The organism is Halomonas colorata, from assembly GCF_014897985.1.
Classification (GTDB): domain Bacteria; phylum Pseudomonadota; class Gammaproteobacteria; order Pseudomonadales; family Halomonadaceae; genus Vreelandella; species Vreelandella colorata.
In genome coordinates, this window is sequence record NZ_JABUZA010000066.1 from 1 (window position 1) to 13472 (window position 13472).

A 13472-nucleotide genomic window follows, 5' to 3' on the forward strand; every position below is an offset into this window, starting at 1 on the left:
CAAGCAGCTTTAGGGCGATGATATGCGTGGCGTGCATAGGCCGCTGCTTGCGAGCCGACTTTTCGTACAGAACCTAATACGCAAGCCTGACGATAGCCGTTGCATGGAGGTCTGTATCGCCTGCTGACTGTTGCGCAAATTATTTTGCACCAGCAGCGAGGTTAGATTGGTATTCAGGCTAAACAATATAAACCCTCACAGGGGAGAAGCTCGGCGCTTGCTGACTAGCGACCATAGAGTTATCGGCCTGAGCGGATAAATCGTTAACCTTTTTTTGTCATTAAAGAACGTCCGCTGACGGTAAGCACCTCATCAACAGGGAGCCGGACGTAGTCGTATTCAAGGTATCCCTGGTCGAGCAGTTCACCATTCCACGCCACAATATCCAGATCCATGGTGCGAGGGCCTGATTTGTTCGGGCCATGCACGCGCCCCAAGCGGTTTTCTACCGTCTTTAAATAGAGGCGAAACGCTTCATAGGTCAGCGCCGTACGAATCAATAGTGCGGCATTGAGAAAATCAGGTTGATCTAAAAAGCCCACCGGCGGCGTGCGAATGGCCTGAGAGTGTGCCACTAGATCGCATTCGGTGCGTAAAAGGCTTAACGCTTGAGTAAAGTTTAATTCGGGCTCGATATTTGAACCGATAGAAATCAAACACTCATGAAGTGCGGTGCCCTGCCCTGCGCGTAACGCCGTTGTTGGCATAGCGATAACCCCATTGGAGGTAGGCGAAATAATCTTAAGATCGGCTAATGACCAACTCTCAGACTAGCGCTACGCTCTTAGTGTGCAAGCCATAAATCGACTAACAATAAACGCACGGTACACGCAGTCATTACATAACGATAAAGTACAGGGACACTCAATGACTTCTAAAGCTGCATTAGTAACCGGGGGCGCGACGCGCTTAGGGCGGCATTTTTCTGAAGCATTAGCGGATGCGGGGTATGACATTGCCTTACACGTTAATAGCTCGCGAGAAGAAGCCGAAGAAGTGGCGGAACGTATTCGTGGAAAGGGCCGTGAATGTGAAATATTGCCGTGCAACTTCCTGCACGAGCCTCTTGATACGCTAGTTGAGTCTGCAAAAGAACGCTTCCCCCATTTAAGCGTGCTGCTTAACAGTGCCTCAACTTATCAGGCAGCGCCTATCGCGGAAACCGATCTAGCCATGCTGGAAACGCAGTTTCGCATTAACCTGTTTACTCCTCTGCTATTAACTCGTCATTTTGCCCAAATAGTTCGCACAGGCTGTGTGATTAATATCATCGATAATAAAATAGCTTATCACCAGTATCCGTATGCGGCGTATTTGCTGTCTAAAAAGGGGTTGTCGGACATGACCCAAATGGCAGCGCTTGAATTTGCTCCGCATATTCGGGTTAACGGCATTGCACCAGGCGTCGTGTTACCTACCACACAGCGTAGCCGCGACTATATCGCATGGCGTTTGGAGGGCATTCCGATTCACCGGCAGGGAACGCCGGAGCACCTAATGCAGGCAATGCATTACCTGCTGGATAACGACTTTGTCACAGGCCAAATACTATGTGTCGATGGAGGCGAGTCGGTCTACCTAGAAGGCAGGCACTCGGAAAACTATCCAACCTAATGTGCCCACGCTATTGCTGAGGACTTCTATCCAGCGCGTATACCAAGGGCCTCTACTGCCCAAACGTAAACGCAGTGGGGCCGCCCAAAGGCGGCCCCACTACTTGCTTAGCTGATTATCGACTAGTTGCTAACATCATCAACGTCGTCGTGATCAGGTTTTTGATGCTCTTGCTCACTGTGGCTCTGATGACGGGTAGTCTCAGAGGTGATGATCGGCGGATGCTCCGCTTTTTTCTCTTGGGCGGTGGATTCCAATACCCGAACATTAGCAGGCGGTGTTTTGCCCGCTTTATTTTCACCAAAGTACAGTGTGGTATGTGGGAAGGGGATCTCGATACCGGCCTCATCGAAGCGCATTTTCACTAAGCGGTTAAAGGCACGACCGACGCCCCACTGATCGCCCGGTGTGGTTTTAATCACGACACGGATGTTGACCGAGCTATCCGCCAACGCTGTTACGCCCGCCACCGTCATATCAGCTAAGAGCTTGAAGCCATGCTCTTCGCTGGCCTTAAGATCTTCGAAGGCCAGTTTAAGCTGCTCAATGGCTTCATCAATACTTTCGTTGTAACCAATGCCGTATTCCCCAACATGGTTACCGTACTCACGCATGTAGTTGGATACCGTATCGACGCTTGAGAACGGCACGATATGGTAGGTGCCGGAAAGATCACGAATCCCTACAGAGCGAATACTCAATCGTTCAGCAGTACCGGTAACGCCGCCTACCGTAACGACATCGCCGGTATTCATGGCGTTTTCAATCTGGATAAATACGCCGGTGATAACATCCTGCACCAGCTTTTGGGCACCAAAACCAATTGCCAAACCCAGCACACCAGCACCGGCAATTAGCGGCCCGATGTTGATGCCAATTTCCGAAAGAACGATCATGCCCGTAATGGTCACCATGGCAATCGCCAGGGCGTTACGAAACAGGCTCAGCAGCGTTTTAGCTCGCGCGGAGGGTTCGCCGGTACCCGTTTCCGGGTTGAGCTTATGCTCAATCAAGCTTGCCAAACCGAGCCAGATACCCAGCGCAACAATGAGAATGATCGCCACGCTGATCAGGTTACCTACCAGATGCGCGCCACGCTCAGAAGCGTACCAACCGGCCAGATTAAACGCGCCCCAGGCATCCAGAACTACCATGATGACGGCGACCAAAATCACCGTTCTTAGCACGCGTAACGCATTGGGTACGTAGCTATTCAGGCGATGTTCGAGCATCGGCAGCTTGCGGCGTAAATCATCGGATAGCTGAATACGCCGACCAATAGTTTGGGTCAGGAACGTCGATGCCAGCAAGCCAATGACTACGGCCGCTAAGGTTTTCAGGGTTGCAAATAGCACAAAGGGTAACGCATCGCCCGGGCGCGTTAAGGTCAGTACAAACACAATCAGGAAATACAGCAGCGCAAACAGGTGCCAGGTACGCGCAAATAGCTGTAACGACACGCGGCTTGCGGTCATGGTGGTATTGGCAGCGATCGTATTCATATTGCCACGCAGGCGTACGCGGTTTTTAAGCACCACGCTAACCGCATAGATAAAGGCGATTATCATGATCAGCGTACCCACCGCTTGCCCCAACGATACGCCCAGATAGAAATTGACCAGCGGCACAGCCACCATCAAGCCATACCCCACCATACCGATCAGACGCGCCAGCCAACGGTTCCAATAGGATGCTTCATGGGCAGAAATAGGCAGCAGGCGTAGCCCCTCGTAATGGGAGGAGAAGAGCATACGCATTACGGCCTTAAACAGCTCAATAATCAAGAAAGCGTTAAGAAACAGCGATGCGCGCGTGGAAAGCTCACCCGTTTCACCCACGGCAAAGGTGGCGATAAGATTGCCCCCGACGTACGCCAGACCTACGAGCAAAAAGTCGACAACCGCCGCGATAGCGACACATAAAATAAGCCGTAGCACCGGCGTTAAACCGGTGCCGTTTAATGACCAGCGGCTTACCTTGGCAAACGCAGGTTTGCCGAGCCTGCGTAACACAAAAAACAGCGCAAACGTGGCACCAATCACGATACCTAGATTAATCGCTGCCTGAATAAACGCCGCCGAGTCGAATGTGCTTGAATCACCGCTACCGGTGAACAGGTCGCCGACCACGGTGGCAGCCTGCTCAATCTGGCCGCCAATATCGGTGACTACTCGACTAGTAAGTTCGGCCAGCTGGCGGGGCAGCGACACATCTTCAGGAGCCACATTGCCACCTGCGGCGGCCGCTTCAGGCGATAACTCCGCTTCCAGACCAGCCGGCAGCGCCGACGCCTGACTGCGCAGCACGTCAATCAGCTCCTGGCGCGACTGTTCATTTTCGAGCAGGTCCGCAAGCGCCTCGTAAGACGCCTGCTCCTCTGCCGGTGGCTGTGCAGGATCGTCGGCAGCCGACGTTGTCGTTTGGGCTAATGCTGGCGTTGCCAACAACGCAAATAGCGTCATCAGCCAGATGCCTAGCCAGGGTAATAAGCGTAATGGCGTCACACCTCAACCTCCCTTAGGGTAAATGCTTACTTAAATCTAACGGTTGGCCCACTTTATGCAAACCATAATGCACACGCACCGCATGTCGATAGCGTATAAAAGCGCACAGGGTAACATGAGAACATGGACAAGGTATGGACGCAGATTGAAACGTTGTTGTGCCGCTGGGCGTGTTAGTCAGGCCTTGCAGAGCGGTAACAGCCACTGATTCGCAAGGCCAAGCACTATCGCATAGCGAGCCCCTTTTGCCACCACAATCCATAGAAAAGCACGCCACCATGGCAGTCGAAATAAGCCCGCAAGCACCGTCAGCGGGTCGCCGATCACCGGCACCCAGGAAAGCAGCAGGCTCGCCTCCCCCAGCTTGTGATACCAGCGCTCGGCCCGCGCCAGACTTTTGGGCGATGCGGGAAACCAGCGCCGATGCTGAAACTGACGCGCGTAGCGGCCCATGGCCACGTTGACTAAACTTCCCAGCGTATTGCCTGCGGTAGCGACAACCCACAGCAGCACGGCAGGCTCGCCCAGACACCAAAGCCGAGCAAGCCACACCTCGGAGCCGCCCGGCAAGAGCGTCGCGCTTGCCAGGGCCACCAGGAAAAGACTCAGCATATTAACAGGCGCTTACAATGAACGCGGCACCTGGCCGCCTAGCTGATTGGTGATCTCGTCAGCCACCTGGCGCACCAGTGCGCCTAGCGCCAGCAGGCGCGATTCGGGAATGCGCGCCACAGGGCCCGAAACGGAAATGGCCGCCAGCGGCGTGGCATGCTCGTCGTAGACGCAGGCCGCCACACAGTGCAGGCCAATGGCATGCTCTTCACGGTCGCAGGCGAAACCTTGCTGGCCAATCTGCTGCATCTCCGCCAGCAGAGCATCGGGGCTACATAGCGTGTTTTCAGTAACACGGGCAAGCTCGCGGCTATCCAGAAAACGGGCACGCTCATCGGCGGGCATCCACGCTAGAAGCGCTTTACCCACGCCGGAAGCATGCAAAGGCGCGCGCGACCCTAAACGGGTAATCATGCGCATCATCTGAGGAGATTCGTGCTGGGCAAGAAACACCGCCGTGTCACCGTCACGAATACCCAGGTTGGCGGTTTCACCAGTCTCGGCAGTTAAACGGCGCAGGAAAGGTCGGCTGGATGCCACCACATCGCGGGCTTCTAGAAAGCTGTTACCGATGCGAAAGGTTTTGACGTCAATGCGCCACAGCCCCTGCTCGTTCTCCTGGGTCACAAAGCCCTGACTCTGTAAGGCCTGGAGCAGGCGGTGGGTGGTAGAAGGAGCTAAATCGGCTTTTTCGGCCACGTCCGACAGCGCAAGCCCAAGGGGGCTTGCCGCTAAATACTCCAATAACGTTAAGCCTCGTACCAGAGACTGGCTATGCCCGCCGCTCGTTTTGGCGGCGCTTGCCGGACGCCCAACCGTCCTACGCTTGGCTTCACTCACCCTGCTCTCTCCTGAAGGCGCAAAGAACAACAGGATAACGCGCTGTCATAGCCGCTGTCGCGTTTACGGAAACGCATTCCACTAATAGCGGAGATGCCCTAGCGATGAGTAGAGGCTAGCAATGGGCAGACGCTAGCGGTGCTGCCAGCGTGGCGGGCGCTTGTCGATAAACGCATCAATGCCTTCTATGGCGTCAAGCGTTTGCATATTGCAGGCCATGGTTTCTCCGGCAAAGGCGTAAGCTTCATCCAGCGGCATGGCCAGCTGGCGCGCAAACATGGCCTTTCCCGTTCTCACCGCCACGGCACTTTTAGCGCAAATACTCTCGGTCAGCGCCTGAACAGCGTCGTCGAGTGCCGCATCCTCGGCAACCCGGTTGATCAAGCCCCATTCAGCCGCCTGGGTAGCACTGATAAATTCGCCGGTCAGGAGCATTTCCATCGCCCGCTTGCGGGGCACGTTACGCGACAGCGCCACGGCTGGAGTCGAACAGAAAAGACCGACATTAATTCCTGACACCGCAAACCGGGCACTCTGCGCGGCAACGGCTAAATCACAGCTGGCAACGAGCTGACAGCCAGCGGCGGTGGCAACGCCCTGCACCTTGGCAATCACCGGAACCGGGCAATGGACGATAGCTTGCATCACCTGGCTACAGCGGGCAAAAAGCGCCTGGTGGTAGGCTTTATCAGGATTGGTGCGCATCTGCTTTAAATCGTGCCCGGCGCAGAAGGCCTTGCCGTTGGCTGCCAGCACCACGCAGCGCACCTGCTCATCGTGGGCAATATCTGCAAGCGCCGCCTCTAGCGCCTCAAGCATCTGCTCGGAAAGCGCGTTGAATCGCTTAGGAGTGTTGAGCGTGAGCGTGGTCACACCCTGCTGGTCATCGCGAAGCAGTCGCTCGGTCACCGAAGTATCACAAGAAACAGGCATGGGAGGCCCCTAGATAAGCTGAATAAGCTTCAGTCTAGTGCCTCACACGCCAAAAACGGGATGTTTACGACCAAAGGCGACCACGGGCGTGGCCGCCGGCTTAACATTAAGCCTTAGATTAGGCGTTAAGCTTTTCGCGATGGTTGTAGCCTAACGGGTGGGGCTGGCCGCGCTCCTTGGCAAGCTCGATCTGACGCTGGCGTTCGCGGGCGGCGGCGCGGGTTTTCTCAGGCAGCGAGTCGATGCAGTGCGGGCAACTGATGCCCGGCTCATAAGCGGAAGACTGCATGTCGTCGGCGGAAATCGGCATGCGGCAGGCGTGGCACTGTTCAAAGGAGCCTTCGCTCAGGTCATGGCGGACTGCCACCCGGTTATCAAACACAAAGCACTCGCCGCGCCACAGCGACTTCTCTTCAGGGACTTTTTCCAGGTAGTTCAGCACGCCGCCCTTGAGGTGGTAAACCTCGTCAAAGCCCTCTTTGAGCATAAAGCTGGAGGCCTTTTCACAGCGTATGCCACCAGTGCAAAACATGGCGACTTTCTTGTGCTTCTCCGGGTTGTAGTGCTCGCGCACGTACTCGGGAAACTCACGGAACGTGGTGGTCTTGGGGTCCACCGCGCCCTCAAAGCTGCCAATCGCCACTTCGTAATCGTTGCGGGTATCAATCACCAGCACTTCCGGGTCGGAAATGATGTCGTTCCAGTTTTCAGGCTCAACGTAGGTGCCTACGGTATCGTTAGGGTCGATGCCCGGCACGCCAAGCGTCACGATCTCTCGCTTGAGCTTGACCTTGGTGCGGTAGAACGGGTGCTCGTCGCAGTAAGACTCTTTATGGTCAATATCGGTCAGGCGCGGGTCGGCAGTCAGCCAGGCAAGCAGGGCATCAATGCCTTCGCGGGTGCCTGCTACGGTGCCGTTAATACCTTCTTTGGCGAGCAGCAGCGTGCCTTTGACATCGTTATCGACCATGGTCTGGCGCAGCGGCTCACGCAACGCCTCAAAGTCATTCAGGGTGACGAACTTATACAGCGCCGCCACGACAATACGCGGCGTATCGCCAGATTCAGAGATCGTTTGAGAGATCGTTTGAGAGATCGTTTTTGAGACAGCTTCAGAAACAGGGGTAGACATAACAAGCTCCAGGTAGTCGCCCTCGCAAAGGGCGGACCGGGTTAATAAACGCGCATAGTCTAACGCAAACGGTGTAATGCTTGAATCCTGCCAGATTGACGCAGGTCATCCCCCTATAAAATTCGTCGATTTAATCGACGTTATCATGCAGAAACCTTCGCCCGACGCGGCGCGATTACAGGCGTATATTGAGTTCATTCCTCAACAGCTATTCCTTCAGCAGCTTTTTATTAAACAGCTATTCATTAAACATGGCTGGGAGCACAACAATGAAAATTCGTCGCGCGGATGAAAGAGGTTATGCAGACCACGGCTGGCTGCGCTCTTATCACACGTTCTCGTTTGCCAACTATCATGATCCCAAGCATATGGGCTTTCGCGCCCTGCGGGTGATTAATGAAGACCGCGTGGCTGGCGGTCATGGCTTTGGCGCCCATCCGCATCGGGATATGGAGATTATCTCCTATGTGCTGGAAGGCGAAATGGAGCACAAAGACAATATGGGCAACGGAGAGGTAATGCGCCCAGGTGACGTACAGCGCATGTCCACGGGTACCGGCGTGCTGCACAGTGAGTTCAATCACTCCAAAGAGAACGGGCTGCACTTTCTGCAGATCTGGATTGAGCCCAAAGAACTGGGTATTACGCCAAGCTACGAGCAGAAGCCCTTCCCGGCGGCGGAAAGGCAGGGCCAGTGGCGCCTGGTGGCCTCGGAAGAGGGTCGTGAAGGCTCGGTCAGCCTCAACCAGGACATTAACCTTTACGCTGGCTCCTTTGACGCAGACCAAAGCGTGGAGACGCCTGCCACACGCTACGCCTGGCTGCACGTGGTCAAAGGCGCGGTAATGATCAATGGCGAACAGCTCAGTACCGGCGATGCTGCCGCGTTCCAGCCTGGCGACGCCATCAGCGTGACCGGCAAGAATAAAAGTGAAGTACTGCTGTTTGATCTTGCCTGACCGTCAGCCCGACCAACCAAAACGGCCCCATTCAGGAGCCGTTTTTTTATGCCATCAACCAAGTATTTTACGTTGTTGGCAAGTTTCGTTGCTGCCGAGCCTAGCTGTTATGCGCTGAGAAAAGCGTGCGGATTTTTAGCGTATGCTCTACCTGCTTTAACGCTTCCAACGCCTGTGGGCCATAAGCTTTGTCGACATCAATGACCACATAGCCGACCTTATCGTTAGTCTGCAGATACTGGCCGGAAATATTGATGTCGTTTTCCGAAAGCACGCGGTTAATCTGCGACAGCACGCCAGGCACGTTGTCATGAATATGCAGCAAACGGTGCTTATCGGGGTGCGCAGGCAGCGCTACTTCGGGGAAGTTGACCGAGGTAATCGTGGTGCCGTTATCCGAGTAAGTCGTAAGCTTGTCCGCCACTTCGATGCCGATATTTTCCTGGGCTTCGAGTGTAGAACCACCGATATGCGGCGTCAGAATCACGTTCTCAAGACCGCGCAGCGGGCTTTCAAACTCTTCGTTGTTGCCCTTGGGCTCAACCGGGAATACATCCACGGCGGCACCGTTCAGATGGCCTGACTTGATGGCATCGGCCAGCGGCTCGATTTCGACTACGCTACCGCGCGAGGCATTGATGAAGATAGCGCCCGGCTTCATGGCGGCGATCTCTTTGGCGCCAATCATCCAGCGGGTAGAGGGCAAATCCGGCACGTGCAGGCTAACCACATCCGAGCGGCTTAATAGCTCATCAAGGTTGGCGACCTGGCTTGCGTTACCCATACCCAGCTTGGTGATGATGTCGTAATAGATAACGTTAAAGCCCAGCGCTTCGGCGAGCACGGAAAGCTGCGCGCCGATGCTGCCGTAACCCACAATACCCAGGGTTTTGCCGCGAGCTTCGTGCGAATTTTTAGCCGACTTCAGCCAGCCGCCCTGATGGGCACGAGCATTTTTCTCAGGAATACCACGCAGCAGCATAATCGCTTCTGCCAGCACCAGCTCCGCCACGGAACGAGTGTTAGAGTACGGTGCATTAAATACGGCAATACCGCGTTTTAGCGCCGCATCAAGATCTACCTGATTGGTACCGATACAGAAACAGCCAACGCCGACCAGTTTCTCTGCCGCTGCAAATACCCGCTCATTAAGTTGGGTACGCGAGCGAATGCCGATAAAGTGTACATCATGAATTTTCTCGATCAGCGACGCTTCATCTAGCGATGTCGGTAGATGCTCGATATTTTCATATCCGGCGTTGTGAAAATTGTCCACCGCACTCTGGTGGACGCCCTCGAGTAGCAGGATTTTGATCTTGCTCTTTTCCAGGGACGTTTTGGCCATGGCTGAATCAACCTCTATGGTCGGCGGCGTGCGCCGTGTATCGGTTAACGGAAGGCCGTATAGTATCACACTGCATACCTTTCAGGCCTTTGTGAACTAATGAAATGTGTGCGTTTTCAAGATGAAAACAGTGCAAGTCACACGTAGAAAGCCGGCTGGGGAAGACGCCACCCCCTGGCCTCGGTGTATACTGTGCGTTTACATTGCAGGCCCGCGCGCTGCCTTTTGACGGGGCGCCAGAAAACAGTAGGCATTGACCAATGAGCGATACCACACCCTCGCAGCAGGATTTTGCGGCCACGGTTGAACAGCTGGAAACCATCGTAGAACGCTTGGAATCAGGCGAGCTCTCATTGGAAGATGCGCTGGGCGCCTTCGAGCAGGGCGTGCGGCTAACCCGCGACGCGCAGCAGCGCCTGGATACCGCCGAGCTGAAAGTACGTGCGCTGAGCGAAGACAGCGAAGGCCGCTTGAATGTCACTCCTTTTGCTGGCGCTGAATCTCCCCAGGACGACACTGAAGAGGGTAAGGAGACACCCCCATGGTAGCGACTCACGCCGCCTCACTGACGGACTTGCGCGCGATCAGCAACACGCGGGTTGATGCCACGCTTAACGCCCTGTTTCACGAGCGCGCCGTGGTAACCCGGCTGGATGACGCCATGCGCCACGGGCTTTTGGTGGGCGGCAAGCGCCTGCGCCCGCTACTTGTCTACCTTGCCGGGCAGGCGCTCGGCGCAAGCGATGAAGAGCTTGACGCTCCGGCTGCTGCCATTGAGCTGATTCACGCCTACTCGCTCATTCATGATGATTTACCCGCCATGGATGACGACGACCTGCGCCGCGGCCAGCCCACAGTACATATCGCCTTTGACGAAGCCACCGCGATTCTGGCGGGGGATGCACTGCAAACCCTGGCCTTTGACGTGCTGGCGCGTACCGCCCATCCACGGCTTGGCAGCCTGATCACCACGCTCGCCACGGCGTCTGGCCGTGAGGGCATGGTGGCAGGCCAGGCGCTGGATCTCGCCGCTGTAGGCGGCCACCCCGATGTGGACGCTCTGGCGCATATGCACGCCCATAAAACCGGCGCGCTGATTGTTGCGGCGGTACGCATGGGCGGGCTTATTGCCGTTGATGAAAACGACCCGCGTTTAAACGCCCTGACTCGCTACGCACGCGCCATTGGTCTAGCCTTCCAGATTCATGATGATGTGCTTGATGTGACAGGCGATACCCTTACGCTCGGTAAAACATCCGGCGCCGATGCTGCCCGCGCCAAGCCGACCTACCCCAGCCTACTGGGGCTTGATGGTGCGCAGCAAAAAGCGCGTACCCTGATTGACGAGGCCATTGCCGCCCTCGCCCCGTTAGGCGAGCAAGCCGCGCCTTTGGCCGAATTAGCCCACTATATGATCGAGCGCGACCACTAGATGCCCATGAAGCTGTTCGACGACATTCCCCGCGAGCGCCCGGCAACGCCGCTGCTCGACTCCTTTGATCATCCCGCTGCGCTGCGGGCCATGAATACCCAGCAGCTTGCCCAACTGGCCGATGAGCTGCGTGCCTACCTGCTTTATAGCGTGGGCGTTTCCGGCGGCCACTTTGGCGCAGGGCTGGGTGTGGTAGAGCTAAGCGTGGCCTTGCACCACGCGTTTCATACCCCCAATGATCGTTTGGTATGGGATGTGGGCCATCAGGCTTACCCGCACAAGATTCTCACCGGCCGCCGCGAAGCGATGCTCAGCATTCGCCAGCACGGCGGCCTGGCAGCCTTTCCGCGCCGCGCTGAATCCGAATACGACACCTTTGGTGTGGGCCATTCGAGCACTTCGATTTCGGCGGCACTCGGCATGGCGCTGGCCGCCCAGGCCAAAGGCGAGAAGCGCCGCGTCTGCGCGATTATTGGTGACGGCGCGCTCACGGCGGGCATGGCCTTTGAAGCACTGGCCCACGCAGGCCACGTCAATGCCAATATGCTGGTCGTGCTCAACGACAACGAGATGTCGATCTCGGAAAACGTCGGCGGCTTAGCGACTTACCTCGCCCGAATGATGTCGAGCAAGCCCTATCTGAAAATGCGCGAAGAGGGCAAAAAAGTACTCTCTCACCTGCCCGGCGCGCTAGAAATTGCCAAGCGCACCGAAGAGCATATGAAAGGCATGGTCAGCCCCGCCACGCTATTCGAGGAAATGGGCTTTCACTACATCGGCCCGATTGACGGTCACGACCTTGAGGCGCTGACCGAAACGCTGCGCAACTTGCGCGAGCTGGATGGCCCGCAGTTTCTGCATATAAAAACCTGCAAGGGCAAAGGCTTTCTACCCGCCGAGGCGGATCAGATTGGCTACCACGCCATCACCAAACTTGAAAAAACCAGCGTGGCGCCTACGCCGCCGCCCAAAGCGCCGTCCGCCCCCAAGAAAAAGTACTGCAACGTGTTCAGCGACTGGCTGTGCGATATGGCCGCAAGCGATTCACGCCTGATGGGGATTACCCCGGCCATGCGCGAAGGCTCCGATCTAATTCGTTTCTCGAAAGAGTACCCGGCACGCTACTTTGACGTGGCAATTGCCGAACAGCACGCTGTAACGCTGGCGGCGGGCATGGCGTGTGAAGGCATGAAGCCGGTGGTGGCCATCTACTCGACATTCTTGCAGCGCGGCTATGATCAGCTGATTCATGACGTAGCGGTGCAGAACCTGGACGTCACTTTTGCCATCGACCGGGCGGGCCTTGTCGGCGAAGACGGCCCCACTCACCACGGCAGCATGGATCTGTCCTTTTTACGCTGCGTGCCCGGTATGGTCATTTTAGCCCCTGCCGATGAAGCTGAGTGTCGCGCCATGCTGAGCGCGGCCTACCACCATCCTGGCCCTGCGGCAGTTCGCTACCCACGCGGCACCGGCCCAGGCGTGGAAATTCCTGAACACCTTGAGTCGCTCCCGATTGGTCAGGCAGACGTACGCCGCCAGTCACAAGGCGACGGCGTGCGCATTGCGCTACTCGCGTTTGGAAGCCTAAACACCGCAGCCGCTGAAGTGGCCGAAAAGCTCAACGCCACGCATATCAATATGCGCTCCATCAAGCCGCTGGACCGCGACGCGGTACTCCACGCCGCCGACGAGCATGAGCTTCTGATAACGCTTGAAGAGAATGTCCTTGCCGGTGGCGCGGGAAGCGCTGTTAACGAGTTGCTCAATGCCGAAGGTGTACAGGTAGAAGTACTCAATCTCGGCTTGCCCGACACCTTTGTAGAGCACGGCACGCCCGATGAACTGCTGCGTGACTGCGGCCTGGATGCCGCGGGCATTGAGGCTGCCATTCGTCAGCGGTTGCCTTAGGTATGTCTTGTGCTTGTGGGCGGCTTTTTGCCTGTAAGCGCAGGCTTAATAGTTCTTTTCTATATCACTGATATTTTACAAAGACGCCTTGCCGATGGTTTTGCGGCGATTCTTAGCCCGGATTTCTCACAGGGTATAAAAGAAAGCGGCTGAAAGTGTTAACGTTTCAGGGCCTTACACCAAAAACCAA

Annotated in this window: 12 protein-coding genes and 1 pseudogene; 5 read left to right on the top strand and 8 right to left on the bottom strand. The window is 56.1% G+C overall.

Annotation, left to right across the window (positions count from 1 at the left end; translation table 11 throughout):
- Positions 1–75: 75 nt before the first annotated feature.
- Positions 76–186, bottom strand: a pseudogene (locus tag INT33_RS21270) (flagellin N-terminal helical domain-containing protein); the annotation flags it as partial.
- A gap of 77 nt (positions 187–263) precedes the next feature.
- On the bottom strand, positions 264–707 hold the full coding sequence (gene folK / locus INT33_RS19985; protein ID WP_192539679.1) for a 2-amino-4-hydroxy-6-hydroxymethyldihydropteridine diphosphokinase: 444 nt from the start codon (positions 705–707) through the stop codon (positions 264–266).
- Positions 708–867: 160 nt separating this feature from the next.
- Here folK and INT33_RS19990 point away from each other — a divergent pair, with 160 nt between their 5' ends.
- Positions 868–1614 (top strand): SDR family oxidoreductase, encoded by a 747-nt coding sequence (locus INT33_RS19990; protein ID WP_192539678.1) that lies wholly within the window; start codon positions 868–870, stop codon positions 1612–1614.
- 122 nt (positions 1615–1736) lie between these two features.
- Here the strand turns inward: INT33_RS19990 and ybiO are convergent, their stop codons facing one another.
- From ybiO to trhO, 5 genes are all read right to left on the bottom strand, one after another.
- Positions 1737–4118: a mechanosensitive channel protein gene (ybiO, locus tag INT33_RS19995; RefSeq protein WP_192539677.1), complete on the bottom strand. Its 2382-nt coding sequence runs from the start codon at positions 4116–4118 to the stop codon at positions 1737–1739.
- 177 nt (positions 4119–4295) lie between these two features.
- On the bottom strand, positions 4296–4730 hold the full coding sequence (locus INT33_RS20000) for a YqaA family protein (protein WP_192539676.1): 435 nt from the start codon (positions 4728–4730) through the stop codon (positions 4296–4298).
- Between the two features lie 12 nt (positions 4731–4742).
- A complete protein-coding gene (locus INT33_RS20005) occupies positions 4743–5570 on the bottom strand; it encodes an IclR family transcriptional regulator (RefSeq protein WP_192539675.1) in 828 nt (275 codons plus the stop codon).
- A gap of 132 nt (positions 5571–5702) precedes the next feature.
- Positions 5703–6503 carry an enoyl-CoA hydratase gene (locus INT33_RS20010; protein WP_192539674.1) on the bottom strand — a complete coding sequence of 267 codons (801 nt, stop codon included), beginning with the start codon at positions 6501–6503 and terminating at the stop codon, positions 5703–5705.
- 118 nt (positions 6504–6621) lie between these two features.
- Positions 6622–7635 (bottom strand): oxygen-dependent tRNA uridine(34) hydroxylase TrhO, encoded by a 1014-nt coding sequence (gene trhO, locus INT33_RS20015; RefSeq protein WP_226940286.1) that lies wholly within the window; start codon positions 7633–7635, stop codon positions 6622–6624.
- Between the two features lie 269 nt (positions 7636–7904).
- Here trhO and INT33_RS20020 point away from each other — a divergent pair, with 269 nt between their 5' ends.
- Complete coding sequence (locus INT33_RS20020; protein ID WP_192539673.1) at positions 7905–8594, top strand: pirin family protein; 690 nt, start codon at positions 7905–7907, stop codon at positions 8592–8594.
- Positions 8595–8694: 100 nt separating this feature from the next.
- Here INT33_RS20020 and serA read toward each other — a convergent pair whose 3' ends face one another.
- Positions 8695–9939: a phosphoglycerate dehydrogenase gene (serA, locus tag INT33_RS20025; RefSeq protein ID WP_192539681.1), complete on the bottom strand. Its 1245-nt coding sequence runs from the start codon at positions 9937–9939 to the stop codon at positions 8695–8697.
- Positions 9940–10199: 260 nt separating this feature from the next.
- Between serA and INT33_RS20030 the strand changes: the two genes are divergently transcribed.
- The 3 genes from INT33_RS20030 to dxs are packed head-to-tail and all read left to right on the top strand — an operon-like array spanning position 10200 to position 13282.
- Complete coding sequence (locus tag INT33_RS20030; protein ID WP_192539672.1) at positions 10200–10487, top strand: exodeoxyribonuclease VII small subunit; 288 nt, start codon at positions 10200–10202, stop codon at positions 10485–10487.
- On the top strand, positions 10481–11371 hold the full coding sequence (gene ispA, locus INT33_RS20035) for a (2E,6E)-farnesyl diphosphate synthase (RefSeq protein ID WP_192539671.1): 891 nt from the start codon (positions 10481–10483) through the stop codon (positions 11369–11371). Before INT33_RS20030 ends, ispA begins: the two co-directional genes overlap by 7 nt.
- Entirely contained in the window at positions 11372–13282 is a 1911-nt protein-coding gene (dxs, locus tag INT33_RS20040; RefSeq protein WP_192539670.1) for a 1-deoxy-D-xylulose-5-phosphate synthase, read from the top strand. It begins immediately after the preceding gene.
- Positions 13283–13472 lie beyond the last annotated feature (190 nt).

What these genes read in the sequence shown, in the direction of transcription:
- trhO (WP_226940286.1), bottom strand. Translation starts at nt 7,635, where the DNA reads ATGTCTACCCCTGTTTCTGAAGCTGTCTCAAAAACGATCTCTCAAACG.
- INT33_RS19990 (WP_192539678.1), top strand. Translation starts at nt 868, where the DNA reads ATGACTTCTAAAGCTGCATTAGTAACCGGGGGCGCGACGCGCTTAGGG.
- ispA (WP_192539671.1), top strand. Translation starts at nt 10,481, where the DNA reads ATGGTAGCGACTCACGCCGCCTCACTGACGGACTTGCGCGCGATCAGC.
- folK (WP_192539679.1), bottom strand. Translation starts at nt 707, where the DNA reads ATGCCAACAACGGCGTTACGCGCAGGGCAGGGCACCGCACTTCATGAG.
- INT33_RS20020 (WP_192539673.1), top strand. Translation starts at nt 7,905, where the DNA reads ATGAAAATTCGTCGCGCGGATGAAAGAGGTTATGCAGACCACGGCTGG.
- INT33_RS20030 (WP_192539672.1), top strand. Translation starts at nt 10,200, where the DNA reads ATGAGCGATACCACACCCTCGCAGCAGGATTTTGCGGCCACGGTTGAA.
- dxs (WP_192539670.1), top strand. Translation starts at nt 11,372, where the DNA reads ATGCCCATGAAGCTGTTCGACGACATTCCCCGCGAGCGCCCGGCAACG.
- serA (WP_192539681.1), bottom strand. Translation starts at nt 9,939, where the DNA reads ATGGCCAAAACGTCCCTGGAAAAGAGCAAGATCAAAATCCTGCTACTC.
- INT33_RS20000 (WP_192539676.1), bottom strand. Translation starts at nt 4,730, where the DNA reads ATGCTGAGTCTTTTCCTGGTGGCCCTGGCAAGCGCGACGCTCTTGCCG.
- INT33_RS20010 (WP_192539674.1), bottom strand. Translation starts at nt 6,503, where the DNA reads ATGCCTGTTTCTTGTGATACTTCGGTGACCGAGCGACTGCTTCGCGAT.